The sequence below is a fragment of the Streptococcus taoyuanensis genome, from assembly GCF_029589235.1.
GTDB classification, from domain to species: Bacteria; Bacillota; Bacilli; order Lactobacillales; family Streptococcaceae; genus Streptococcus; species Streptococcus taoyuanensis.
This window is the reverse complement of sequence record NZ_JARQVW010000007.1, coordinates 19,741-45,906: the sequence shown is the minus strand read 5'-3', so window position 1 is coordinate 45,906 and position 26,166 is coordinate 19,741. Positions and strand designations below refer to the sequence as shown.

Annotated in this window: 17 protein-coding genes and 1 pseudogene; 15 read left to right on the top strand and 3 right to left on the bottom strand. The window is 45.9% G+C overall.

What is annotated here, in order from left to right; genetic code table 11:
• Positions 1–77 precede the first annotated feature (77 nt).
• On the top strand, positions 78–1,118 hold the full coding sequence (tsf, locus tag P5Y91_RS05935; RefSeq protein ID WP_003001949.1) for a translation elongation factor Ts: 1,041 nt from the start codon (positions 78–80) through the stop codon (positions 1,116–1,118).
• Between the two features lie 329 nt (positions 1,119–1,447).
• Here the strand turns inward: tsf and P5Y91_RS05930 are convergent, their stop codons facing one another.
• A complete protein-coding gene (locus P5Y91_RS05930) occupies positions 1,448–1,918 on the bottom strand; it encodes a COG2426 family protein (protein ID WP_118396303.1) in 471 nt (156 codons plus the stop codon).
• 154 nt (positions 1,919–2,072) lie between these two features.
• Here P5Y91_RS05930 and P5Y91_RS05925 point away from each other — a divergent pair, with 154 nt between their 5' ends.
• The 12 genes and pseudogenes from P5Y91_RS05925 (at position 2,073) to P5Y91_RS05870 (ending at position 21,527) form a co-directional block, all read left to right on the top strand.
• Entirely contained in the window at positions 2,073–2,594 is a 522-nt protein-coding gene (locus tag P5Y91_RS05925) for a Dps family protein (protein WP_118396305.1), read from the top strand.
• A 214-nt stretch (positions 2,595–2,808) separates the two neighbouring features.
• Positions 2,809–9,633, top strand: coding sequence for an Ig-like domain-containing protein (locus P5Y91_RS05920; protein ID WP_277839152.1), 6,825 nt, complete (start codon positions 2,809–2,811; stop codon positions 9,631–9,633).
• A gap of 103 nt (positions 9,634–9,736) precedes the next feature.
• Positions 9,737–13,447, top strand: a complete 3,711-nt coding sequence (locus P5Y91_RS05915) for an alpha-L-fucosidase (protein WP_277839151.1) — start codon at positions 9,737–9,739, stop codon at positions 13,445–13,447.
• A 216-nt stretch (positions 13,448–13,663) separates the two neighbouring features.
• Positions 13,664–14,128 carry a CtsR family transcriptional regulator gene (locus P5Y91_RS05910; protein ID WP_118396787.1) on the top strand — a complete coding sequence of 155 codons (465 nt, stop codon included), beginning with the start codon at positions 13,664–13,666 and terminating at the stop codon, positions 14,126–14,128.
• Entirely contained in the window at positions 14,129–16,558 is a 2,430-nt protein-coding gene (locus tag P5Y91_RS05905) for an ATP-dependent Clp protease ATP-binding subunit (protein ID WP_031576752.1), read from the top strand.
• Positions 16,559–16,567: 9 nt separating this feature from the next.
• Positions 16,568–17,056, top strand: coding sequence for an ECF transporter S component (locus tag P5Y91_RS05900; RefSeq protein ID WP_118227762.1), 489 nt, complete (start codon positions 16,568–16,570; stop codon positions 17,054–17,056).
• On the top strand, positions 17,034–17,441 hold the full coding sequence (locus P5Y91_RS05895) for a DUF4430 domain-containing protein (protein WP_070506050.1): 408 nt from the start codon (positions 17,034–17,036) through the stop codon (positions 17,439–17,441). The genes P5Y91_RS05900 and P5Y91_RS05895 overlap by 23 nt, the downstream gene beginning before the upstream one ends.
• A gap of 320 nt (positions 17,442–17,761) precedes the next feature.
• Entirely contained in the window at positions 17,762–18,487 is a 726-nt protein-coding gene (locus tag P5Y91_RS05890) for a hypothetical protein (protein ID WP_049492536.1), read from the top strand.
• 163 nt (positions 18,488–18,650) lie between these two features.
• Positions 18,651–19,712, top strand: a complete 1,062-nt coding sequence (locus P5Y91_RS05885; RefSeq protein WP_023919820.1) for an AAA family ATPase — start codon at positions 18,651–18,653, stop codon at positions 19,710–19,712.
• Between the two features lie 10 nt (positions 19,713–19,722).
• A pseudogene (locus P5Y91_RS05880) lies at positions 19,723–19,914 on the top strand (hypothetical protein); the annotation flags it as partial.
• Between the two features lie 24 nt (positions 19,915–19,938).
• Positions 19,939–20,715: an NUDIX domain-containing protein gene (locus tag P5Y91_RS05875; RefSeq protein WP_118227764.1), complete on the top strand. Its 777-nt coding sequence runs from the start codon at positions 19,939–19,941 to the stop codon at positions 20,713–20,715.
• A gap of 125 nt (positions 20,716–20,840) precedes the next feature.
• Positions 20,841–21,527, top strand: coding sequence for a YoaK family protein (locus tag P5Y91_RS05870; protein WP_118227765.1), 687 nt, complete (start codon positions 20,841–20,843; stop codon positions 21,525–21,527).
• A gap of 304 nt (positions 21,528–21,831) precedes the next feature.
• Here the strand turns inward: P5Y91_RS05870 and dusB are convergent, their stop codons facing one another.
• Both dusB and hslO read right to left on the bottom strand, forming a co-directional pair.
• Complete coding sequence (gene dusB / locus P5Y91_RS05865; protein ID WP_182280156.1) at positions 21,832–22,809, bottom strand: tRNA dihydrouridine synthase DusB; 978 nt, start codon at positions 22,807–22,809, stop codon at positions 21,832–21,834.
• A complete protein-coding gene (gene hslO, locus P5Y91_RS05860; protein WP_014714025.1) occupies positions 22,796–23,668 on the bottom strand; it encodes an Hsp33 family molecular chaperone HslO in 873 nt (290 codons plus the stop codon). The genes dusB and hslO overlap by 14 nt, the downstream gene beginning before the upstream one ends.
• A 319-nt stretch (positions 23,669–23,987) precedes the next feature.
• On the opposite strand from hslO, the gene P5Y91_RS05855 reads away from it, so the two are divergent.
• Together P5Y91_RS05855 and P5Y91_RS05850 are read left to right on the top strand one after the other, a co-directional pair.
• Positions 23,988–25,280, top strand: a complete 1,293-nt coding sequence (locus tag P5Y91_RS05855; protein ID WP_118227767.1) for an adenylosuccinate synthase — start codon at positions 23,988–23,990, stop codon at positions 25,278–25,280.
• A 214-nt stretch (positions 25,281–25,494) separates the two neighbouring features.
• Positions 25,495–26,139 (top strand): HAD family hydrolase, encoded by a 645-nt coding sequence (locus P5Y91_RS05850; protein WP_118227768.1) that lies wholly within the window; start codon positions 25,495–25,497, stop codon positions 26,137–26,139.
• Positions 26,140–26,166: the final 27 nt, after the last annotated feature.

The window sequence follows — 26,166 nt, the reverse complement described above, 5'->3', positions numbered from 1 at the left end:
TCAATAAGTAACGAACCTAAGAGGGCAGGGCTCAGCCCGACCCTCTTATTTTATTAAAAAAATATAGGAGAACAAAAATGGCAGAAATTACAGCTAAGCTTGTAAAAGAATTGCGTGAAAAATCTGGTGCCGGTGTCATGGACGCTAAAAAGGCATTGGTTGAAGTTGAAGGTGATATCGAAAAAGCGATCGAATTGCTTCGCGAAAAAGGTATGGCTAAAGCAGCTAAGAAAGCTGACCGTGTTGCCGCTGAAGGTTTGACTGGTGTTTATGTCAATGGTAACGTTGCAGCAGTAGTTGAAGTAAATGCTGAAACTGACTTCGTTGCGAAAAACGCTCAATTCGTTGAATTGGTAAACGCAACAGCGAAAGTGATCGCTGAAGGTAAACCAGCTAACAACGAAGAAGCTCTTGCTTTGACAATGCCTTCAGGTGAAACTCTTGAAGCTGCATACGTATCTGCAACAGCTACAATCGGTGAAAAAATTTCATTCCGTCGTTTTGCTTTGCTTGAAAAAACAGATGCACAACACTTCGGTGCTTACCAACACAACGGTGGACGTATCGGTGTTATCTCTGTGATCGAAGGTGGAGACGAAGCACTTGCTAAACAAATCTCAATGCACATCGCTGCAATGAAACCAACTGTTCTTTCATACAAAGAATTGGATGAACAATTCGTGAAAGATGAATTGGCACAATTGAACCACGTCATCGACCAAGATAACGAAAGCCGTGCAATGGTTGGTAAACCAGCTCTTCCACACTTGAAATTTGGTTCTAAAGCTCAATTGACTGACGAAGTGGTTGCTCAAGCTGAAGAAGATATCAAAGCTGAATTGGCGGCTGAAGGTAAACCAGAAAAAATCTGGGATAAAATCATCCCAGGTAAAATGGATCGCTTCTTCTTGGACAACACAAAAGTTGACCAAGCCTACACTCTTCTTGCACAAGTCTACATCATGGATGACAGCAAGACAGTTGAAGCTTACCTTGAATCAGTAAATGCTTCAGTTATCGAATTCGTTCGTTTTGAAGTTGGTGAAGGTATTGAAAAAGCTTCAAATGACTTTGAAGCAGAAGTTGCAGCTACAATGGCAGCAGCTCTTAACAACTAAGAATAAAAAAATAAGAGGTTTCGAAGGAAACCTCTTTTTTGTGTGGAAAATATCTTATATCATTGTTTAAGCTGTTTTATAATATTAAACAAACTTTGTTTTCAAAAAATAACAGACGTTACCGAAGATTCATCCAAATACTTTCTGAAACTTTCCGCCGTGAGAAAAGTGCTTGAAACAATGAAGTTTCAAGCACTCGGGAGTTTTGAAACTTTAGGTTCAAAACTAAGTCATGGAACTTCATAGAAGTTCGCTGACGTCCGTACTCACCTAAGGAAAGATTCAGAGAAGATATTATGTGAATTGATATCATGGGCTCATTCATTTGCTTAATGTGCGAAGGTATCGATTCCTAGGAGCAGGGACAGGGTTCCCATGATGAGGCCGGCTAGGATTATTCCGAGCATGACTGCGAGGCTACTGCGTTTGAAGTCCCAGTCGAGGATAGAAGCTGCAAGGGCTCCAGTCCAGGCACCAGTTCCGGGAAGAGGAATTCCCACAAAGAGCAACAAGGCCCAGAAGATACCCTTGTCACCTGCAGCTTTTTCTAATTTCTGTCCGCCTCTATGACCCTTATTGAGACACCAGCTAAAAAAGCCTCCGATAATTGGTTTTTTTGCCCCCCAAGTAAGAATATGGCGGGCGAAAAAGAAGATCAGAGGGACAGGGAGAAGATTTCCGATCACTCCGATCAGGAGCGCTGTCCATAAGGGAATACCATTTGCAATGGCAAAAGGGATGGCCCCGCGCAATTCAACAAGGGGCACCATGGAGATCAGGAAGGTAAAGATATATTTCATTAGTCAAGCCTTTCGATTAGTCTTCTTCATTCTATCGTATCTTTTCTCAATTGACAACTATGATCTTTTTTAATCTTTTATCTTGACTTTCTGGTGGAGGAAGCATATAATAAAGACATAGTTAATTAGAATCATTATAAAAAGGAGAAACGATATGACAACTATGAAACATGAAGCAGCTACTGATGTAGCAACTTTTGCACCTTCTAATAAAGAAACTCTTCCAGAAACAAAAGCCCTCTTGAACCAAGTCGTAGCAGATCTCTACGTCGCTCACATTGCCCTTCACCAAGTACACTGGTATATGCGTGGACGTGGCTTTATGGTTTGGCATCCAAAAATGGATGAATACATGGACAGCTTGGATGCAACCTTGGATGAAGTGAGCGAACGCTTGATCACTCTAGGTGGCACTCCTTATTCTAGCATGACTGAATTTTTGGAACACAGCAATATTGAAGAACGCCGTGGAGCATTTACGAAAAATGTAGAAGAAAGCTTGACACGTGTTCTTGAAATCTTCCATTACCTTGATGGCCTTTACCAAAAAGCTTTGGATGTTACCGATGCTGAAGGCGACGATGTAACCAACGATATCTTTGTTGGGGCTAAAGCAGAACTTGAAAAGAATATTTGGATGGTGGCTGCTGAACTTGGTCAAGAACCAGGATTATAAGATCATAAAAAATAGAAGCCTTTGGCTTCTATTTTTTTGGTTCGTAGGAGATTTCCACTAATTAAAGGAATTCTTAATCTAACTATAGTTGGAGCGAAATCGAGGCCTATCGCTCCTATTTTTTTGGTATAGTTAATATGTGATTTTCTGTAAGCGTTCGCAGGTATAAGAAAGCGCTTACAAATTTAATTGTTAGTCCTAAGAGGAGGTTTTTATGGGAAAGTCTTTTTTTGAAAAGCGTCCTGTTTTTAGTATTCGTAAGCTCTCAGTTGGAGCTTGTTCTGTTGTGATTGGGATTTCTGCCTTGGGTCTTTCAAGGGTCCATGCGGAAGAAAAGCCAGCCCTCGAAAGTGAACCGACTTCGATTGAGACACCAAGTGTTGTGACGGAAAATTCAGGAACGGAAGTTCCTGAAGCTGTTGCAAGAGTTTCGGAAGCTCCAGCTGTCATTACCCCTACCAGAGCTGAGGAAAAACCAGCGTCTCAAGACGATGGTCAACCCGTTTCTACTTCATCTGAGCGTGCTACAGGAACGGAAGCAACAGCTGCTCCAGATCAAAATCGTGTAGCGGAGGATATTGTGCAAGATCGAGAACGTGATTTTAATAAAGATTGGTATTTTAAATTGAATGCGGCTCCTGGTGCAGAAGGGCGTCAAGTGGATGTCAAGGATTGGAAAAAATTAGATCTTCCTCATGACTGGTCTATTTTCTTTGATTTTGATCACAACTCTCCTGCTCAAAATGAAGGGGGTCAATTAAACGGTGGGGATGCTTGGTATCGTAAGACCTTCCGTTTGGATGACAAAGATTTAGATAAGAAGGTCCGCTTGGAATTTGGCGGGGTTTACATGGATTCCAAAGTCTATGTAAATGGACAATTTGTCGGTCATTACCCAAATGGCTACAATGCCTTTTCTTATGATATTACCCCTTATTTGAACGCAGATGGAAGTGAAAATACCATCGCCGTTCATGTGGTCAATCAACAACCAAGTAGCCGGTGGTATTCTGGTAGTGGGATTTACCGGGATGTTAAGCTGAGTGTAACGGACAAGGTTCATTTAGCGCAGTATGGGACTACGATTACGACCCCTCAGTTGGAAAAACAGCAAGGTGGGGCAGTGGATACAGTGGTGAAGAGCCGCATTGTCAACCAGGATGACCAAGCTCATAGTATTTATGCGGAATATGAAATTGTCGATCAAAATGGCCAAGTGGTGAGCGAAAAAACGCGCAGTGAAGCACAAGCTGTTTTAGCAGGTCAAGAGATCAACCTTTCTCAAACCTTGCATGTTGAAAAACCAACCCTCTGGGATGTGAAAACGGATCATCCAGCTCTCTATACCTTGTATACACGTGTCTATCGGGATTCGCAGTTGGTAGATGTGCAAAAGGAACGCTTTGGTTATCGCTATCTCAACTGGACGCCAGAAGGTGGCTTCTTCCTCAATGGGGTGGCGACGAAATTCCACGGGGTATCTCTTCACCATGACCACGGGGCTCTTGGAGCTGAGGAAAATTACAAGGCTGAATACCGTCGTCTCAAACAGATGAAGGACATGGGAGTCAATGCCATCCGGACGACTCACAACCCAGCCAGTGAACAAACCTTGAAAATTGCGGCTGAGTTGGGCTTGATGGTCCAAGAAGAAGCCTTTGATACCTGGTATGGTGGCAAGAAGCAATACGATTACGGTCGTTTCTTTGAAAAGGATGCCACTCACCCAGAAGCTCGGAAAGGCGATACTTGGTCAGATTACGATCTACGGACCATGGTAGAGCGGGACAAGAACAATCCAGCCATTGTCATGTGGTCAATCGGTAACGAAGTCGGTGAAGCAGATGGTTCAGACAAATCTGTCGCAACCGTTCGTCGGTTGGTCAAGACTATCAAGGACGTGGATGCAACCCGCTATGTCACCATGGGAGCTGATAAATTCCGCTTTGGCGATGGCTCAGGAGGCCATGAAAAAGTAGCAGCAGAGCTCGATGCGGTTGGATTTAACTATTCAGAAGCCAACTATGAAAGCTTACGGGCGAAACATCCAAATTGGCTCATTTATGGTTCTGAAACCTCTTCTGCAACGCGGACACGGGGTTCATACTATCATCCTGAAAGAGAATGGGTCGGCAGCAACCAAGAAGACCGCCATTATGAACAATCAGACTACGGAAATGACCGGGTTGGTTGGGGTCGGACAGCGACCGCCTCTTGGACCTTTGACCGTGATCATGCCGGCTATGCAGGACAATTTATCTGGACCGGTACGGACTATATCGGCGAGCCAACACCATGGCACAACCAAAATGACACACCTGTAAAAAGTTCTTATTTCGGTATTGTCGATACTGCCGGCCTTCCAAAGAATGATTTTTATCTCTACCAAAGTCAATGGGTGTCAGCTGAGAAACATCCAATGGTCCATCTCTTGCCACATTGGAACTGGGACAATCCAGAATTAGCCAATCGTGTCATGGATGAAGAAGGACGGATTCCTGTTCGGACCTTCTCCAATGCTCACAGTGTGGAATTGATTGTCAATGGGGAATCACAAGGAGTCAAGACCTTTACCAAGAAGACCACAGCAGATGGCCGGACCTACCAAGAAGGGGCAAATCCGGATGAGCTCTATCTAGAGTGGTTGGTCCCTTATGTACCAGGTAAAGTGGAAGCTATTGCGCGCAACGAAGCAGGAGAAGTGATCGCGAAAGATCAAGTCGAAACAGCCGGCAAGGCTGCGGGTGTTCGTTTGTTAAAAGAAGAACACGCGATTGCAGCGGACGGCAAGGATTTGACCTATATTACCTACGAAATCGTCGATGAAGAAGGTCGTGTCGTGCCAACTGCCAATAATTTGGTGCATTTCCATTTGCATGGACAAGGCCAAATTGTCGGTGTCGATAATGGGGAACAAGCCAGCCGTGAACGCTACAAAGCGCAGGAAGATGGCTCATGGCAACGTCGGGCCTTTAACGGCAAAGGGGTTGTGATTGTCAAATCAACTGAGCAGGCGGGAGTCTTTACTCTGTATGCAGACTCAGATCGCTTGCAATCAGACCAAGTCAGCCTCTTTACTGGTAAGAAGGACCAAGCAGAACGCACTGTATTAGGTGTGGAACCTGTTCGACAAAGTGCTTATCTAGGAGAAAAACCAACCTTGCCAAGTAAGGTCAATGTAGTCTATAGTGATGGCAAGGCCCAAGAAGAAGCCGTTGAATGGGATGCGACAGACTATAGCCGTGCTGGACAAGTCCGTGTGACAGGTCATGTTCAAGGACGCACGGTCGAAGCTCTGGTCGATGTGATCGGCGTGGAACAAGTCCTTCCAGTCATCAAACAAATCCCACAGGGAGCAGATCTAACGACAGTGGATAAGGCTGTGCAATTAGTCTTTACCGATGGGACCACTGCTCACTATGAGGTCGATCAATGGACCTTGGAAGCTGGTCAAGAAGATCAGTTGTCCACACCAGGAGCACGCTTGAAGGCGACAGGACTCCTAGGCAATGGGGAAACGGTCCAAGCGACACTAGTGGTTGCAGGAGGAGATGTAGGCAAGGCTAAGAAACCAACGGTTCAGCTAGATGGAGTAGCTCTTCCAAAATTTGGTAGTGGCAACCATACTATTTTCCGTCCGCTGGCTTATGGGCAAGAGCCTGGTCAAGTCACAGCAAGTGCAGAAAATGCTCAAGTGACGGTCCTACAAGCTAATCGCGAAAATGGTTTGAAGGCTCAAATCTTTGTGACTGCTAAGGATACAGGAGCTGTACAGACCTATGTGGTCCAATTCCAAGAAGAAAGTCCACAGATCCAGCGTTTAGAATTGCGTCTGCCAGAAGGACAGGAACTCAAGGAAGACCAAACGGTACCACTTGAAGTCATTGCCCATTACCAAGATGGTAGCCAGGCAAGTCTCAAAGCAGATCAAATCGATGTGAAAACAAGAGCTGGTAGCCAAGGAAAAGCCGTCGCAACCAATAAAGGTTTGGAATTGCGAGAAGCAGGATTGGTTCATTTAGAAGCCAACTACCAAGGACAAACGGGAGAAGTCACCTTTACCATCACGCCAAATCCAGAAGAAAAGACAGTTGTGAAGGTGCGTCCTGTACGGATTAGTACGGATCGAAACGTTTTGCCAGCTCTTCCAGAGACCGTCTTGGTCGAGTATGACAAGGGATTCCCTAAAGAAAAACGTGTGACCTGGGATGCCGTGACAGCAGATCAAGTCAAGGATTACCATAGCTTTACAGTCACAGGTCATGTAGAGGGTGTGGAAAAAGAAGCCCAAGCTCAAGTCACCGTTGAAGGCATTATCGCTGTAGAAGAAGTCAGCACGACAACGCCAGTTGGTGAAAAACCAGCCCTTCCAGAAAGCGTGCGGACTTATCACTCCAATGGCAAGACCTATGCTGCCAAGGTGGCCTGGGATGCGGTCGATCCGCAACTCTTGGCTAAAGAAGGAGAAGTTGTCCTCTCCGGTCGTGTAGAAGGAACCAATCTTCCAACCCGTCTTCATATTCGTGTTTCCGCAAACACAGTCAAGGGTGCCAACGTAGCAGAACAATGGACAGGCTCAGTCTTGCCACTCGCTTTTGCAAGTGACTCTAACGATGCAGATCCAGTTGCTAAGGTCAATGACAAGGTCATCTCCTTTACCGATGCTCCAGCTAACCGTTGGACCAACTGGGGCCGTGACAATGCGGAAGATTCTGTTGGTATCTTGTTTGGGGATTCTGGTATCTTGACCAAGCGAGCAGTGGACAACCTCCATGTTGGTTTCCATGAAGACCACGGCGTTGGGGCTCCAAGTGAGTATGTGATTGAGTACTATACAGGGGAACAAATCCCAACAGTTCCAAGCAATCCAAATCGTGTCAAAGACGAAACAGACCATCCATTTAACAATCCAGCTAACTGGAAAGAAGTCAGCAACCTAACCGTTGAAGAACCGGTAGCAGCTGGTAAGATGAATCATTTCAGTTTTGATAAAGTCGACACCTATGCCGTTCGTATCCGTATGAAGACGCCAAAAGGCAAGCGTGGAAGCTCTATTTCAGAGATTCAGATCTTTGCCAATAAGATTGCGGCAGAAGAAAAGAGCCAGTTGACCATTCGCGTCAATGGCGATGTATTGCCAGGTGTCAACCCAAGTGTGACCGATTACTACATCGATGCGCGTGATCGGGCTTATCCACAAGTGGAAGCGACAGCCAGCCATCACGGCCTTGCAACGGTTGTTCCAAGCGTCCACGAAGGTGAGCCAATCCGCGTCATCCATAAAGCGGAAGATGGTACTATCTTACAAGAATACCGCCTCCATCTCACAAGTGATGCAGAAAAACTGAAACAAGCTGCTCCAGTAGCAGTAGAAGCAGGTAGCCGTTTTGTGAAAGTCGGTCAAGATCTAGTTCTACCATCTACAGTAGGTGTCTACTTTAAAGGGGACACAGGTTATGAACGCAAGGAACTGACGGTGGACTGGCAGGCTGTACCAGCTGATGCGCTTTCTCATGAAGGCAGCTTCACGCTGGAAGGAAAAGTCCTCGGCTATGATCTGACAGCTCAGCTGACCGTCCGGGTATCAGAAAAGACAGGAGAAAACCTCTCTGTGAACCGTGACTACAATGCAGAAGATACAAGAGCATTTGCTAGTGAAACCAATGATCTCGATCCAAATCAAATCGACTATATCGATTACATCAACGATGGTGGCTACAACGAATACTATCGCTGGACCAACTGGAAGAGAGAACCGGATCAAACTGAAGTATTTGCTGGTCTCATCTTCAAGAAAAATGGTCAAGTAACAGAGCGTTTGGTCAATAAAGTAGCGGTCGACTTCTTTGCAGATCAGGAAACAGGTCTGCCAACGAAAACCGTTCTTGAACGCTACATTGGTCCAGACTTTGATGTTCCGGATGATTATGGCAATCTGAAGAATCTTCCAGATCATCCATTTAACCAAGCCTCAAACTGGGAAGAAATTCCTTATAGCGTGGATTATGACTTTGAAGCTGGCTATATCTCTAACCTCAGCTTCAATGAAACCAGAACCAAAGCCATCCGTTTAAGAATGGTCCGTGATGAACATCTTAAAGGAATTGGAATCGTTGAATTGAGTGCCTATGCTCCAACAGAAGAGGCCCAGGCAACAACTGATGTCACGATCCAAGTGAATGGCAAAGACCTAGAAGGCTTTAAACCAGATGTGACAGATTATCATCTAGAGTATGAGGGAGAACGTCCAATCGTTTCAGCACAAGGCAAGAATGGAACAGCCGTTACGGTCGTGGATGCTAAAAGTGTCAATGCTCCAGTTCTTGTCAAGGTTGTCTCAGAAGATGGCAAGCTCGAAAAAGTATATCAACTTTCTCTCTCCGCAAAAGCACCTACAGGCTCAGCCATTCCTGAAGAAGGGGTCAAGAATCTGGTTCATACCAAACCAGAGTTGGTGATTGAGCCAGAAGAGATGGACTTTGAACGCTTAGAACGTCCAAATGCGGAACTTCCAAAAGGTGAGAAACGTGTGGTTCAAGAAGGCCAAAAAGGTCGCAAATTGCGCTTGGTGGAAGTTTCTCAAGAAAATGGTGTGGAAAGCCGGAAGGAACTGGATGCCTTTGTAGAACTAGATCCAGTGGCAGAAATTACAGAGGTAGGCACGAAAGAGGTACTTCCAGACACTCCACAACCAGAGCCACAACCAGAGCCACAGCCACAGCCGCAACCGCAGCCAGAACCACAACCGCTTCCGAACCCAGAGCGCCCTCATGTTTCAGAAGGACCAGTAGCTATCGCAACTCCTCAAGCATCTCTTGAGGTCAAAGCGGTGCGCCAGGAAGGGATAGATGCAGTAGTGAAGGAAGTCGAGAAAGAAACTCAAACACCAGCAGTTTCAGCTGCTCCAGTTTCCGAAGGTAGATTACCAAATACAGGAACGGAAGAAAGCGTCGCAAGCCTCGTTGCTGGAATCCTAGCGGCAGGCCTTGCTAGTGCTGTACTGGACGATCAGAAAAAAAGAGCCAAAAAGGCCAATTAAACAGCTAGAGAAACTAGCAAAAAGCGGTGAAAAGTTCACAGGTAAAAAGAAGGAGGATGGGGAAGCCCCACCCTCTTTACCTGGTGACATAAAGGAATAGAATATGGGAAAAAGATTAGTTGATCAGAGAAATCGATTTGGCATTCGTAAACTCTCAGTAGGCGTCTGCTCGGTAGTCGTAGCGACTTGTTTTTTAGGAGCTACTACCAGTTACGCAGAGGAACAAGCTGAGAATAGTGAACCACGTGAAGAACGGGTCGACACAAGCGATGTCGATCACCAAGGAAAGGAGGAGAAAACTGTGAACGAGCACCAAGAAGAATCAGAGCAGCCCTCAGCAACTACTAGCGAGAAAGAAAATCGCACAGCCAGTCAAGGGACAGAAGCCACTCAACCAGCCACTTCTCTAGATGAGGAGACTGAGATTGCGGATTACGGACCACTTCCAAGCAAGGCTCAGATGCAATACCACCGCGAAGAACTAGCAGCTTTCATCCACTTTGGGATGAATACTTACTACGATCGTGAGTGGGGAGATGGACAAGAAGATCCTTATTATTTCTATCCAGAGCATCTGGATACCGATCAATGGATCAAAACCCTGAAGGATGCTGGCTTTAAACGGACGATCATGGTCGTCAAGCACCACGATGGCTTCCTCTTGTACCCATCCAAATACACTGACCATACCATTGCCAAAAGTGGTTGGAAAGATGGAAAAGGCGATGTCCTAGCCGAGGTTTCTGCTTCTGCCAGCAAGTATGATATGGACATGGGGGTCTATCTCTCTCCTTGGGATGCTCACAGCCCGCTCTACCATGTGGATACAGAGGACAAATACAATGAATACTATCTCAACCAGCTTAAGGAAATCCTTGAAGATCCAAAATATGGGAACAAGGGTAAGTTCGTAGAAGTCTGGATGGATGGAGCGCGTGGCGATGGGGCTCAAAAAGTCACCTATACCTTTGACAAGTGGTTTGAAGCCATTCGCAAGGCCCAAGGGGATATTGCTATCTTCTCAGCTGAGCCGACCAATGTTCGTTGGATCGGAAATGAAAAGGGGGTTGCCGGAGATCCGGTTTGGCAAAAGGTCAATCCAGATAAGATTCGCAACAATCCATCCAATAGCTATCTCAATCACGGGGATCCGGAAGGGAAGCAATACTCAGTGGGAGAAGCCGATGTCTCTATTCGCTCCGGCTGGTTCTACCATGACAATCAAGAGCCTAAGTCCTTGCGCGAATTGATGGACATTTACTTCAAATCGGTCGGCCGTGGAACCCCGCTTCTGCTCAATATTCCACCCAATCAAGACGGAAAATTTGCGGATGCCGATGTGGCCCGTTTGAAAGAATTCCGTCAGACCTTGGACCAACTCTACAGTGTGAACTATGCGGCAGGAGCTTTGGTAGAAGCTGACTCGACACGACGCAATTCTCTCTACAAGGCCAGCCATTTGACAGATGGAGATGAAAAGACCAGTTGGGCTCCGGCTGATGATGCCAAGACCGGATCTTTTGTTCTCGATCTTGGAAAAGAACAGCATTTTGATGTGGTAGAGCTCAAAGAAACGATCGAGAAAGGCCAACGGATTTCTGGTTTCACCATTGATGTGGCTGTGAATGGCCAATGGGTTCCATATGGGGCTGGCTCAACCGTAGGATACCGCCGTTTGATCAAAGGGCAACCAGTTGATAGTCGCTATATCCGGGTGTCCATCACTGATGCCCAAGCCACTCCAATCTTGAACGGTGTCTCTGTCTATAAGACACCAGCCAGCATTGAAGAAACCGATGGCTATCCGCTTGGTTTGACTTATCATTCCGACCGGACTGCTGAGCGGGCCAATGGTCAGTGGAATGAAGAGGGAGAAGGCGTCCGAGGCACTTCTATGTGGACCAAGGAAAAGGGGGCTTCGGTGACCTATCAGTTTGAAGGCACCAAGGCCTATGTGGTCGCAACTGTCGACCCTGGTCATGGGGAAATGGATGTCTATGTCGATGGCCAAAAGCTAGCTACCGTCAATACCCAAAGCCCAAGCCGCAAACGCAGCCAAAAGGTCTATGAAACACCGGACTTGGCAGCAGGATCTCACACCTTGACCTTGGTCAATAGCAAGGGAGATGCGATCGCAACGGAAGGGATTTATGCCCTCAATAATCAAGAAAAGGGGCTCTTTGAGTTTGCTCAGCCAACCCTAGCTGTTAAGAAAGGCGACCCAGCGCAAGTCGTTGTCAAGAGAAAAGGTGGCTCTAAAGGAAGTGCCAGTCTCAAATTGATCACAGAACCAGGAACAGGGGTTCATGGCAAGGTCTACAAAGATACCAACGTCACCCTTGAGTTCGCAGATGGCGAGACAGAAAAAACAGTCCAAGTTCCAACCCTTGATTTTGCAGGAAAAGCGACCGACGTCTATGACTTTAAGGTCAAATTGCTCCATCCGGATCAAGGAAGCCTGGTCGGCTTTATTCCAGAACTGACAGTCCAAGTGATGAATGAAGACCAGTTGCCAGAAAATCGCAAAGAAGTGGATGATCAAGATCCAAAACTGCATTACAGTGAGGGTTGGCAGCACGAGACAGACAATCCAAACTTCTCAAATGGCACAGAATCTTGGTCTAGCTTTAACCAAGTGACCGATGAGGAAGGCAAGAAACATATTGAAGTGACCATTACCTTTAAGGGCACCGGCGTGGAGGTCCAAGGAGTGGTTGATCCAAGTCATGGGCTCTACAGCGTCACCCTGGATGGAAAAGAAATGGCCTTCGAAGAAGGTCGGGGCCATGATTATGAGATCGAAGGCGATCATTATTTCAGTGGCTACGGAGATCAACGCAAGCTCGACCAGAGTTTGGTCAATCTACAAGGCCTAGCAAAAGGCTACCACCAGCTACGCCTGCATCTGGATCCAGCCCTCAATGATCCTCAGTCATCTAGAGCCATCCAGGTGGACCGATTTGTCCTCTCAGGGAAAGATAGTCAGCTGCTCAGTCAAGAAGAGCTGCAACAGATCATCAGAGAAGGAGTAGAAAAGATCAAGGCTACTTCTCTCGATCGCTTGAAAGCAGACCTCAAACCGACGGTTCAAGGACAATTGACGGACTTGACTCAGTTGTTGGATCAAGAGCGACCAGATTTGGTTGCTGCAGCTAATCAAGTCGAAGCCCTTGAAACCATCTTAGAAGATGCTCACAATTATGAACCCCTGACGCAGACACGGCCAGAAGAAGGTATTCGGGATTTGATTCTTGAAAAGCCAGAACTTCTCATCGAAGCGGAGGAGATTCCATTTGAGAGTCAAACACGTGAGAACAAGGACTTGGCCAAGGGCGAAAGCCGGATCCTTCAAGCAGGAAAGGTCGGACGCCGGTTGAAATTGATCGAGGTTCGACAAGAAGAAGGCAAAGAAATTCGGACAGAAGTCGATGCCTTTGTCGAAGTGGAGGCCCAGGACCAGATCACAGAAGTCGGAACGAAGGAAGCGGAAAAAAGTCCGTTGATAGCTGATATGCCGACTCCAACCACTCCTGTCACCCCAAGTAAGGTGCAACCAGAAGTTATGACTCTTTCTCAAGCTGAAGACAAAAAAGAAAAAGGAAGACCTGTTCTCTTGCAACCGAAAACCCCAGAAGCAGTTTCTGTTTCGACTTTAGACCATCCGGAAAAAGAAGTGGTTAAAAGTCCTTCTCTACAATCGGAAGGAAAACTTCCTCAAACCGGTACAAAAGAAAGTGGATTGTTTGCTTGGTTAGGCCTTCTTGGTCTAGGATTCTTGGGCGGAGGCGCGAAATTTGCTCGTCGCAAAGAGTAGCCCCTTCTTCGCATAAGAGGTTAGTTCTCACTAGCCTCTTTTGTTTTGCCTTCTTAAGAGATTCCTATTTCCATGGAGTCTTTGCTTTATTTACAGCCGTAAAAATTGTATAATAGTCAAATAAGGTCAATGATGAGAAGGAACACTCCAAGGCCATTATTTATGGGCCAAGAACAGAGCATCCATCTAGAAAAAAACAAGCCAGAAAGGAGCATCATGGCAAATAAGAACACATCTGATAGCATTGAAGCTTATATCAAGGCCTTGCTAGCTCAAGCTGGCATGGCAGAGCTCAAAAGAAGTGAGTTAGCCGATGTCTTTCAGGTCGTACCCAGTCAGATTAATTATGTTATCAAGACTCGCTTTACCGAGAGCCGAGGCTATATTGTAGAGAGCAAGCGCGGTGGTGGGGGCTATATCCGTATTGGCAAGGTCCAGTTTTCAGATCACCATCAGATGCTCCAAGACTTGGCAGCCAATATTGGAGAGACCATCAGCCAGCAGGTCTTCAATGATATCCTCCAGATGCTCTATGAAGAAAAATTATTGACAAAACGTGAGACTCAGCTCTTGCTTGCGACAACCTCCGATGAGGTCCTAGGTCGAGATTCTCTCATCCTACGAGCAACGATGTTGAAAAAAATCATTCAACAAGTAGATAGAAAAGGAAATACCGACTAGATGAACTATTCAACAGCACTGTTAGAAAGTATAGAAGCGGCCCAAATACTAGCAGGCCACTATCAGGGGCATACCTTAGATACTTGGCATCTCCTGACGGCTATGGCCAATAATCCCTATAGCGTGGCAGGTTCTGTACTGAACGATTATCCTATGCAGATCGATGAGTTTCAGGATGCAGCGGAGCATATTACAGGCCAAGCTTTTCAAAGCGACAATCGGTATGAAATCTTCCCATTTTCTTATCGGATGGAAGCCATTATGAAACACGCAAGAGAGATTGCCCAGGTCCTTCATGCCAAGACCTTGGGAACAGAGCATGTGCTCCTCTCTCTTCTAGCAGACCGTGGGACCTTGGCGAGCCAAGTCATGGAGTTTGCCGGCTTTGCCTTTACAGAGCAAGACAAGGGAGTTCCTATTGCCTCCCTTCGCAAGAATTTAGAAGACAAAGCAGGCTGGGACAAGAATGATATCAAAGCCATCCGGAGTCTCTATCGGGCCCAAAACCCTAACCGACAAACCATGGGAAATATGATGGGCATGCCACCAAGCACCAGTGGAGGTCTTGAAGATTATACCCGTGATTTGACAGAAATGGCGCGTGCAGGCCAGCTCGAGCCTGTGATTGGTCGGGATGCAGAGATTTCACGCATGATCCAAATCCTCAGCCGCAAGACGAAGAACAATCCTGTATTGGTGGGAGAAGCAGGGGTCGGAAAAACCGCCCTTGCATTAGGTCTGGCCCAGCGTGTCGCTAGTGGCAATGTTCCAGCTGAAATCGCGCAAATGCGTGTTCTGGAATTGGATCTCATGAATGTCGTTGCTGGGACGCGCTTCCGTGGGGACTTCGAAGAACGGATGAACAATATCATCCAGGACATCGAAGAAGACGGTCACGTGATTCTCTTTATCGATGAACTGCATACCATTATGGGGTCAGGATCCGGCATTGATTCGACCTTAGACGCAGCCAATATTCTAAAACCAGCCCTGGCACGGGGAACCTTGCGTACAGTTGGGGCCACGACTCAAGATGAGTACCAAAAGCATATCGAAAAAGATGCAGCCCTCTCTCGGCGTTTTGCGAAAGTCACCATTGAAGAGCCAAGTGTTGCAGATAGCATCCAAATTCTCCAAGGCTTGAAAGAAACCTACCAGGACCACCATCATGTGACCATTACCGATGAAGCGATCGAAACAGCTGTCAAATATGCCCACCGCTATTTGACCAGCCGTCAATTGCCAGATTCAGCCATTGATCTCTTGGATGAAGCGGCAGCTACTGTACAAAACCGCGATTCCAACGGTCACGTAAAAGAAGAGTTGACCGCCTTGGATCGGGCCTTGATGGACGGCAAGTGGAAGAAAGCAGCCCAACTCTTAGAAGTAGAGGCCGCTCCCATTGTCTACAAAAAAGAAGTCACTGACCAAGATGTCTTAGTGACCTTGAGCCAATTATCTGGTATTCCAACTCAAAAACTGACTCAAACCGATGCCAAGAAGTACCTCAACTTAGAAACAGAATTGCACAAGCGCGTGATTGGTCAAGACCAAGCCGTTTCGAGTATCAGTCGGGCTATTCGACGCAATCAATCAGGTATCCGTAGCAACAAGCGTCCGATCGGTTCTTTCATGTTCCTGGGACCTACCGGTGTCGGAAAAACAGAGCTAGCCAAAGCTTTGGCGGAAGTTCTGTTTGATGATGAATCGGCCCTCATCCGTTTTGATATGAGTGAGTATATGGAAAAATTCGCAGCGAGCCGCCTCAACGGTGCCCCTCCAGGCTATGTGGGCTACGAAGAAGGAGGCGAGTTGACCGAGAAAGTCCGCAACAAACCGTATTCGGTCCTCTTATTTGATGAGGTGGAAAAAGCCCATCCAGATATTTTCAATGTCCTTTTGCAAGTCTTGGATGACGGAGTCTTAACCGATAGTAAAGGCCGGAAGATTGACTTCTCCAATACCATTATCATCATGACCTCAAACCTGGGAGCAACAGCCCTTCGGGATGATAAGACAGTTGGCTTTGGTGCCAAAGATATCCGCTTTGATCAAGCTAATATGGAAAAACGCATGTTTGAAGAGTTGAAGAAGACCTATCGTCCAGAGTTTATCAACCGGATTGATGAAAAGGTAGTCTTCCATAGTCTCTCAAGCGAGGACATGCAGCAGGTGGTGAAAGTCATGGTCAAACCGCTCATTGCGACCTTGGCCGAACAAGGCATGACCCTCAAATTCCAGCCTTCAGCGCTCAAGTTGCTAGCAACCAAAGGCTACGATCCAGAAATGGGAGCTCGGCCACTCCGTCGTGTCTTGCAGACCGAAGTGGAAGATCAACTAGCAGAGCTATTGCTGAAAGGCCAAGCCCAAGAAGGTCAAACCATCAAGGTTGGAACGACAGCCGGAACGATCAAGTTCGAGATTGTCTAGGAGGACGTCATGACGCTTCAGCGATTAACCCGTATTTCGCTTTTGGCGGCCCTTTGTGTCGCTCTACGTCAGGCTTTTGCCCCTTTCCCAAATGTCCAACCTATTTCTGCTATCTTCTTTCTCTTGGTGATATTTGAAGGGTATAGCTTTGCTTTTCTTGTGATGATGATCACCATGTTTGTCTCCGCCTTTTTCCTGGGGATGAGCTTGATTGTGTTCTTTCAGATTGTCGCCTTTGGCTGTTTGATGCTCATTTGGCGCATCAGTTACAAGTGGTTGCCCTTTGTCCTTCAGATCCTTTTTGTGGGCTTACTGTCCTTTGCTTATGGGGTCTTGATCGATAGTGTTTATGCCTTGATGTACCATATTCCTTGGTGGACCTATGCTTTGGTCAATGGTTTTAGTTTTAACCTTGCCCATGCTCTGTCGACGATCATTTTCTATCCCATTATCTATCAAATCTTTAGGAGATTTTATGTTGAAAAAAACCATTTCTAGCTTGATGACCTTACTTGCAGCTCTTCTTTTAGCGAGTTGCGCTCCGTCTCATAGCACAAACAATCAAACAACTGCTTCTAGCGCAGAAGTTGCCAAGAAAAACGAAATTTCGATTACGATTAGTGTGACGCCAGAAGGTCAAAAAGTGCAATCGAAAACCTTGAAAGTAGCAGAAGAGAGCAACCTCATGAAAGTGCTCAAAGCCAACTACAAGATTGAAGAAAAAAATGGCATGATCACCTCGATTGACGGTCACAGCCAAGACGAAGCCAAAGGCCTTTACTGGATGTACAAGATCAATGGCGAAATGGCTCCAAAAGGTGCTGCTGAAACCACCGTTAAAAAAGGAGACAAGATCGAATTCTATCAAGAAGTGTATAAATAATGAGAAGAGAGTGGGACAGAAATCGGTAATTCGTTAGAATTCGATTTCGTCGTCCCACCTCCGCACAGTTGAGTAGGGCTGTAAAAGCTGATGAAGTCAGCGTAGTAGAGCCCACTCAACCACTGCGTCTTGCTCGACAATCCAAAAATAATTGAGAGGCTAGGACTTTTGTTCCAGCCTCTTTTTTGCTAAAGTTTAGGAGCTTATTTAAAACTTCTTTCTAATTAGAAAAATATTTGAGAAACTATTGACAGCCTCATATAACAGTGTTACAATAATATTACAAAATATTACAAATGTTACAAAAAAGAGGTTCTGTTATGAAAAACAAAAAAATCATTTCCCTAGCAGCTCTAGCTCTTACAGCTAGTCTTTTCCTAGGAGCTTGTGGCGGGAATAAAGAAGAAAAAACTTCAGAAGCAAGCAGTTCAAAGACCAGTCAGGTTAAACAAACAAGTTCTTCTTCTAAGAAAAAAGTGATCACTAGTAAAGATCCAATTGCCTCTTCATCCTCTGATAGCAAATCAGAAGAAAGTCATACTGTTGGTAGCAAAAATAACCAAGCAGCAGCTAGTCAAACACCTGCTCCAGCTAAAGAAGCGACACCAGCAGCACCCGTAACAAAAGAAACAAAAGAAGTAGCCACTCCAGCAACACCAGCGAAAGCAAAATTGCCAAGTCTAGAAGACGGTCATGCCCATGCTAAGAAGCAAGCTTCTGCCACTGAGAATGCCCAATACAAGGGAGTCTATTCTGTAGCAGCAGGGGATTTCTCTGCAGCAGCAGGGAATTGGTCTGACAAACGCGACACTGGAGTTACTATTGGCCAAGGTGGTCAAGTGACCATCCAACTGCCTGGTGGCCAACCCGTAGCCTATGGTATCAGTGCTTATAACTATACCTTGGATGATGGTCATTACCATGCTAATCTCTCAGCAGGCGATGGGTCTGCAGCGAGTCTAGATATCGTAGTTGGAAAAGATGGCTCTGTATCTAGTGTGACGGTTCTGAAAGACGGTGTCAGCCACTCCCTCACTCGTGAATAAAATTCGAAAGATCTGAAAGGAGAAGCTTCTCTTTTCAGATCTTTTTTGTTAATTTGAAGAAAAATATATTTTTTTATAAAAAACTATTGACAGATAGAAAATATAGTTTATAATAAAAACATAAAGAAAACATATTTATAAAAAATTATAAAAAGGAGTTCATATGAAAAAAGAAAGAATTGCCCTGGTTTTTGGAACCTTTGCGCCTCTTCATCAAGGGCATATTGACTTGATCCAGCGGGCCAAGCGTCAGTGTGATCGCGTTCGTGTCATCGTATCTGGTTATGAAGGAGATCGTGGCGAAGAAGTCGGGTTGACTTTACAAAAACGCTTCCGTTATATCCGCGAAGCCTTCTCTAATGATGAGTTGACCCAAGTCTATAAGCTAGATGAGACAGAACTTCCTCGTTATCCCTTGGGCTGGGAGCCTTGGTTACAAACAGCCCTAGACACCATCCAGTATCAAACAGAGACAGAAGAGTTGATCTTTTATGTAGGGGAGAAAGCCTATAAGGAAGAGTTGGAAGCTAGAGGGTTTGAAGTTCACTTAGAAGAGCGTCGCTTCGGGATCTCTGCTACCATGATCCGGGAAAATCCAAGCAAATACTGGAAATACATCGCCCAGCCCTTCCGTCGCCAGTTCACAAAAAAAGTTTTGATCATGGGGAGCGCCAGCAACGGGAAAACGACCCTTGCAAAGGACTTGGCTCGCTTTTACGATGCACCTGTTAGTCTTGAGTATGCCCGTGAATACCAGATCAAAAACAATGTTCGAGATGATGAGCTCACGCCAAAAGATTACTATTACCTACTCTTAGGACAGTATGATCAAACCTCTAAGCTCATCGATAGTAGTGCCAATCGAGGCCTGGTCATCGCCGATACCAATTCCCTGGTAACCAAGGGTTATTACGACTACTACATGGAAGTTGAAGGCCAGGATACCAGTATGACCGATACCTTTGACAACCTCTTTGTCAGTATTTTGTCCAAAGAAAAATGGGATTTGATACTCTTTGTACAGCCGATCGGCTCTTATGTCAATGATGGTTTCCGAGATATGACCATGGCTGACGAAGAGATCCGCACCAGCTTTTCAAATTACCTAGACCAATTGCGCCAGCAATACCTAGGAAACATTCCGACCACTTTCCTCGCATCAGACTACCTCGGCAACTACGAAGAAGCCAAGAAGGTGATCGATGCCATTTACCAAGCCGACTAAGGAGCAGCTTATGAAAAACCTATCTGAAAAATTCACAACCTTTATCCAAGACTTTAAAAATGTTAACCAAGAAGCGAAAAAACAAGGCTTTGTCAATATTATGAAACTCCTGTGGAAGGACCTTTTTGTAGGACGCACAGCCTTTCAATGGATCTATCTCCTGCTTCTTTCCAGCGTTCCCTTCTTCTTAGAATGGACCAAAGCCCTCAAGAAGGAGGTGGCTTAGATGGCAAGTCTCTCAATTCCAGCAGGAATGACGGAGAAAGAGTATTTTGAGACGGCCGCTAGTGAAGCAGACTTTCTCAAGTGGTACAAGGAGCAAGACCTGCCGACTTATGAAACTCCAAGTGTCACAGCGGACATGGTAGCTTACTGTTTTGTTGAAGGCAAGCTCAAGCTCTTAGCTATTCGCCGCAAGGCCCACCCTTATCAACACCGCCTCGCCTTGGTGGGGGGCTTTGTGAACAAGGATGAAGATGCGACTCATGCCTGTATCCGAGAAGTCAAAGAAGAAGTTGGGCTCGATCTGCCAGTGAATAAGGTGGAGCAGCTCCTGACCGTTTCCACCCCTGGGCGGGACCCCAGAGGCTGGGTCATTACCATTGCCCATCTGGTCTATCTGCCAGCAGAAGCAGTAGACTTAGCCCATGCAGGTGACGATGCCAAGGAAGTCGTTTTTCTCGATGTCGATTTCAAACAGTCCCAGTGTTTGCTTGATGGAGAACCCTTAGCTGCTTCTGATTTTGCCTTTGACCACTACCAGATTATTCAAGAATCGATCAAGCGGATTCAGGGGCGTCTGGACTGGAATCCAACCTTCCTCTATCTGTTAGAGGAGCCTTTCACCGTTTATGAAGCAACTGAGTTGGTCAATCTGATCAATCCTGGACGTCCCATCGTTAGCAATAACTTCCTCGTAAAATTCGGAGAATTCGTGGAAGAAGTGGGTGTCAAGCGGGTACCTAAGAAAAAACCACGCAAGACCTATCGCCTAAAACAGTAGATCGAGCGAGGTTCATTCTACCAGCCCTCCCTTTTAGTAACGGAAGGGCTTTTTCTGATTTTTCCTGCTCCACTTGTGTGCAAAGTGGTATAATAAACATAATTGAGATCAAAAGAGACAAGACTATGGAAGAAAAAATAATTTTACCACAAAATACACGACTGATGGGGGCTCTACTTGGTTTTATCGGAGGGGGCCTCGATGTCTTTTGCCACATGCACTACCGGAGTTTGGTCGCGACCCAAACGGGGAACCTACTGCTTCTCATCGCTGATTGGCACGATCCCCGTGTCGAAAATACCATCATGCGTTTTTCATCTATTTTATTTTTCTCGCTCGGCTTTGTGGTTGCCCTCCATATCAAAGAGTATCGCAAGACAGCCTTTTGGCGGACCAAGATGTTAATTCCTTTGTTTGTGGTGACACTCCTGATTCCCTTGGTGTCTGTCATACCACCTGTAGAAGTTCCCTTTATTGCTTTTGGGACAGGGATGATGATGTTGACCTTTACAGGGAGCCTCATCGAAAATCACCCTTATGTGATCTTTATGACTTCCGGCAATTACCGCAAGATGCTGACGGCCTTGTACCGAATCACTCGAGGAAAGGGAGATTTGGACGAGTATCGGCGTCAGGCCATGAATTACGGGATTGTCGTTGGGAGCTTTGTTGCAGGAGCTATTAGCGTAGCCATCCTCATGCATTTCATTCACCAATGGGCCATCTGGCTGATCACAGCCAACCTCTTTTTGATCATGACCTACTACACCGCCAGAGTCAAACAACTCGGCCTGCAAACAGACAATCTATAGAAACAGGACCCCGTGTGAGGTCCTGTTTTAGATTAATGACAAAGCCATCTTAGAAACTTTCCTTAGGTGAGTACGGACGTCAGCGAACTTCGAAGAAGTTCCATGACTTAGTTTTGAGCCTAAGGTCTCAAAACTCCCGAGTGCCTGAAAAAATCGTGTTTCAGGCACTTTTCTCACAGCGGAAAGTTTCGGTAATTTTTTGATTCGCTCAAAAAATTAAAACATATTTATATTTCTTTGCCGAATTGCTTAACTTATTAAAAAATAGTACAGGACCTCACATGAGGTCCTGCTTTTTTTGTTTCTATGCTTTTAATTGTAAGAGTTCTTCAATCTCAGCCAGAGTGCTAGCTTGCGAGATGGCGCCACGGAGTTTGGCTGCGCCTGAGGTACCACGGAGGTAGTGAGGGGCGAGGCCACGGAATTCACGAACGGCAATGTGCTCACCTTTGAGATCGATCAAGCGTTTCAAGTGTTCGTAAGCGATCTTCATCTTGTCTTCAAAAGTCAAATCAGGCAGGATTTCTCCTGTTTCAAAGTAGTGGTTGATTTGGTTGAAGAGATAAGGATTCCCCATAGCAGCGCGACCAATCATGACCGCATCAGCACCGACTTCTTCGATCCGTTGTTTGGCGTCTTGAACCGTACGGATATCTCCATTTGCGATGAAAGGAATCTTGGTCAGGGCCTGTGCAACCTTGTGAAGGGTCTCAAGGTCCGCATGACCCGTATACATTTGCTCCCGAGTCCGTCCATGCATGGCAAGGGCAGAGACACCTGCAGCTTCAGCAGCGAGCGCATTCTCAACTGCTAGGGAAGGATCCGACCAACCCGTCCGCATTTTAACAGTGAGGGGGATATCAAGGACAGATTGAACCTTATTGATGATGGAGTAGATCTTGTCTGGATCCTTGAGCCACATCGCACCAGCCTCGTTCTTGACGATTTTATTCACCGGGCAACCCATGTTGATATCAACGATATCGGTCTTGGTTTTTTCTTGGATAAATTCAGCTGCGCGTGCGAGGCTATCTTCGTCACTTCCAAAGAGTTGGATCGATACAGGATTTTCTCCTTCATCGATATGGAGCATGTGAAGCGTCTTTTCATTGTTGTACTGGATTCCCTTGTCAGAGACCATTTCCATCACAACGAGCCCTGCCCCCAGTTCTTTGGCAATGGTCCGGAAAGCTGAGTTGGTCACTCCGGCCATTGGGGCTAGGACGGTACGGTTAGGGATTTCGACATCCCCGATCATAAATGGCGTATTAAGATTTGTCACGAATGAGTTCCTCCAAGTCATTTTCGTCAAAGTGGTAGTGTGTTTGGCAGAATTGGCAGGTAATCTCTGCACCGTGATCTTCATCTTTCATCTCTTTTAGATCACTAGCTGGCAGACTTGCTAAAGCGTTCAAGAAACGCTCACGGCTACAGTCGCACTGGAAGCGAAGTTCTTCTTCAGAGAGACGTTTGAAAGGTTCATCCCCATAGATAGCGGCAAGAAGAGCTTCAATATGGTCTTCAGATTCCAAAAGTGTGGAGATGGCAGGCATTTCTTGGATGCGTTTTTCAAAGCGCGCGATTTCTTCTTCCTTGGCATTTGGCAAAACCTGGAGCAAGAAACCACCAGCCACCTTGACCTTGTCTTCGTCATCCAACAGGACATTGAGTCCAACTGCAGAAGGTGTTTGTTGGCTTTCCGTCAGATAAAAGGCCAGGTCTTCTCCGATTTCACCGGTGACAAGAGGGGTCATGGAGTTATAAGGATTTCCCGTACCATAGTCAGTGATGACCAGGAATTCTCCGTTTCCGACAAATGGTCCCACCAGGACTTCACCAGTTGCCGTCTTCTTGATATCCACTCCAGGATTTTGCACGTAGCCCTTAACATTTCCCTTGGTATCTGCCACGGTGATGATGGCTCCGAGTGAGCTAGTCCCAAGGACCTTGACCGTAATTTTAGTATCTCCTTTCTCGTTTGCTGCTAAGATTTGACTGGCAATGAGGGTACGGCCAAGTGCGACCGTGGAGCTAGCTTGTGTATGATGTTTTTCTTGGGCTGTTCGTACGGTTTCTGTACTGTCTAGTACATAGGCACGAAAAGCGCCGCTTTCTGAGATAGTTTTAATAATTTTGTCCATACCTACTATTTTAGCACAAATCAAGCAAAGTGGGGACAAGGAGAATTCCGAAAATCAGTCGTTTCAGAAGAAGGGCAAGAAGAAAAGAAAATTCCGAACGTTATTTCTAGAAAGAAGCAATTTCCAAGTAAAAGACGAGTTTCATAGAGAAGTTAGTTTAAAAAGGAAGGAGAAAAATAAACGATAGCTGAGTGGATCTTGAAAAAACATCAAAAATTGCTTATAATAGAGTGTAAGACAAACTTGCAGGTGAGACTCCTGCCCTTAGTTTGAAGAAAGGCATAGATAGCATCCTATCTATGGTATATGAAAAAGAATTATGACATCAGTAGTTGTAGTAGGAACCCAATGGGGTGATGAAGGAAAAGGGAAGATTACTGACTTCCTATCAGCCAATGCAGAAGTCATTGCTCGCTACCAAGGTGGGGACAATGCCGGTCACACCATCGTGATCGACGGCAAAAAGTTCAAGTTGCACTTGATTCCTTCAGGTATCTTCTTCCCTGAAAAGATTTCTGTCATTGGGAATGGGGTTGTGATCAATCCTAAATCATTGGTCAAAGAGTTGGCTTATCTTCATGAAGAAGGTGTGACAACGGATAGTTTACGCATTTCAGACCGTGCCCATGTCATCCTCCCTTACCATATCGAATTGGACCGTCTCCAAGAAGAATCTAAAGGAGACAACAAGATCGGAACGACGATTAAAGGGATTGGCCCAGCTTACATGGACAAGGCTGCGCGTGTGGGAATCCGGATTGCGGATCTCTTGGATCGTGATGTCTTTGCGGAACGTCTTCGTATCAACTTGGAAGAAAAGAACCGTCAATTTACCAAGCTCTATGATGCAGAGCCTCTTTCATTTGACGATATCTTCGAAGAATACTATGAATATGGTCAACAAATCAAGCAATATGTAACGGATACTTCTGTCATCTTGAACGATGCTTTGGACAACGGCAAGCGCGTGCTCTTTGAAGGAGCCCAAGGGGTTATGTTGGATATCGACCAAGGAACTTATCCATTTGTTACTTCCTCAAACCCTGTTGCAGGTGGAGTGACCATCGGATCAGGTGTCGGCCCAAGCAAGATCGACAAGGTTGTCGGTGTATGTAAAGCCTATACCAGCCGTGTTGGAGATGGCCCATTCCCTACGGAACTCTTTGATGAAGTGGGGGATCGGATCCGTGAAGTCGGCCATGAGTATGGGACAACAACCGGTCGTCCTCGTCGTGTCGGTTGGTTTGACTCAGTTGTCATGCGCCATAGCCGTCGTGTCTCAGGAATTACCAACCTTAGCTTGAACTCGATCGACGTTCTATCAGGCTTGGATACAGTGAAAATCTGTGTGGCCTACGACTTGGATGGAGAACGCATCGATTACTACCCAGCAAGTCTGGAGCAGCTCAAGCGCTGCAAGCCGATCTATGAAGAATTGCCAGGTTGGTCAGAAGACATCACTGGTGTCCGCAGCCTAGAAGACCTGCCAGAAAATGCCCGCAATTATGTTCGCCGTGTCAGCGAACTGGTTGGAGTCCGCATTTCGACCTTCTCAGTCGGACCAGGTCGCGAGCAAACCAATATCTTGGAAAGTGTTTGGTCTAGTTTATAAGCAAATGAAGATAAGAGAGTGGGACAGAAATCGGTCATTCGTTAGAATTCGATTTCATCGTCCCACCTCCGCACAGTTGAGTAGGGCTGTAAAAGCTGATGAAATCAGCGTAGTAGAGCCCACTCAACCACTGCGTCTTGCTCGACAATCCAAAGACAATTGAGAGGCTAGGACTTTTGTCCCAGCCTCTTTTTGAAAGCAGAAAGAGGAAAAAATGTATCAAACGATTTTATTTGACCTAGACGGCACCTTGACCAATTCAGAACTAGGGATTACCAACTCGGTGGCCTATGCCTTAGGAAAATATGGGATTCAAGTGCCAGACAAGAAAGCATTGAGAGTTTTCATCGGTCCGCCCTTGCAGGAGTCTTTTGAGCGCTTTTATGGATTTTCTAAGGAAGAATATTTAAAGGCCATTGACTACTATCATGAGTATTTTTCCGAAAAAGGCCTTTATGAAAATGAGGTCTATCTAGGCGTTCCTGACTTGCTGGCTTCTCTCAAGCAGGCTGGCAAACAGTTGATTGTAGCTACGTCAAAGCCTGAAGAATTTTCCATTCAAATTCTCAAACACTTTGGTTTGTATGATTATTTTGACTTTGTCGCTGGTGCGACCATGGATAGAAAACGTAGTAAAAAAAGCGATGTTATCCAGTATGCCTTGGAGCAAAATGGGATTACAGATTTGGCGCATACCATCATGATTGGAGACAGGGAGCACGATGTGCTTGGCGCTCAAGCGCAAAAGCTTGATTCTATCGGTGTCCTTTATGGCTTTGGAAGCAGGGAAGAATTGGAAGAAGCCGGCGCCACCTATATTGCTCAAGAAGTTGGCGAAATTGCAGCTTTTATAGGATAACCTTTTCCAAAATATTAAAAGTTGGAA

Bases quoted from the DNA above. Each gene is read 5' to 3' on its own strand.
- tsf (WP_003001949.1), top strand. From the start codon at position 78: ATGGCAGAAATTACAGCTAAGCTTGTAAAAGAATTGCGTGAAAAATCT.
- P5Y91_RS05930 (WP_118396303.1), bottom strand. From the start codon at position 1,918: ATGAAATATATCTTTACCTTCCTGATCTCCATGGTGCCCCTTGTTGAA.
- P5Y91_RS05925 (WP_118396305.1), top strand. From the start codon at position 2,073: ATGACAACTATGAAACATGAAGCAGCTACTGATGTAGCAACTTTTGCA.
- P5Y91_RS05920 (WP_277839152.1), top strand. From the start codon at position 2,809: ATGGGAAAGTCTTTTTTTGAAAAGCGTCCTGTTTTTAGTATTCGTAAG.
- P5Y91_RS05915 (WP_277839151.1), top strand. From the start codon at position 9,737: ATGGGAAAAAGATTAGTTGATCAGAGAAATCGATTTGGCATTCGTAAA.
- P5Y91_RS05910 (WP_118396787.1), top strand. From the start codon at position 13,664: ATGGCAAATAAGAACACATCTGATAGCATTGAAGCTTATATCAAGGCC.
- P5Y91_RS05905 (WP_031576752.1), top strand. From the start codon at position 14,129: ATGAACTATTCAACAGCACTGTTAGAAAGTATAGAAGCGGCCCAAATA.
- P5Y91_RS05900 (WP_118227762.1), top strand. From the start codon at position 16,568: ATGACGCTTCAGCGATTAACCCGTATTTCGCTTTTGGCGGCCCTTTGT.
- P5Y91_RS05895 (WP_070506050.1), top strand. From the start codon at position 17,034: ATGTTGAAAAAAACCATTTCTAGCTTGATGACCTTACTTGCAGCTCTT.
- P5Y91_RS05890 (WP_049492536.1), top strand. From the start codon at position 17,762: ATGAAAAACAAAAAAATCATTTCCCTAGCAGCTCTAGCTCTTACAGCT.
- P5Y91_RS05885 (WP_023919820.1), top strand. From the start codon at position 18,651: ATGAAAAAAGAAAGAATTGCCCTGGTTTTTGGAACCTTTGCGCCTCTT.
- P5Y91_RS05875 (WP_118227764.1), top strand. From the start codon at position 19,939: ATGGCAAGTCTCTCAATTCCAGCAGGAATGACGGAGAAAGAGTATTTT.
- P5Y91_RS05870 (WP_118227765.1), top strand. From the start codon at position 20,841: ATGGAAGAAAAAATAATTTTACCACAAAATACACGACTGATGGGGGCT.
- hslO (WP_014714025.1), bottom strand. From the start codon at position 23,668: ATGGACAAAATTATTAAAACTATCTCAGAAAGCGGCGCTTTTCGTGCC.
- P5Y91_RS05855 (WP_118227767.1), top strand. From the start codon at position 23,988: ATGACATCAGTAGTTGTAGTAGGAACCCAATGGGGTGATGAAGGAAAA.
- P5Y91_RS05850 (WP_118227768.1), top strand. From the start codon at position 25,495: ATGTATCAAACGATTTTATTTGACCTAGACGGCACCTTGACCAATTCA.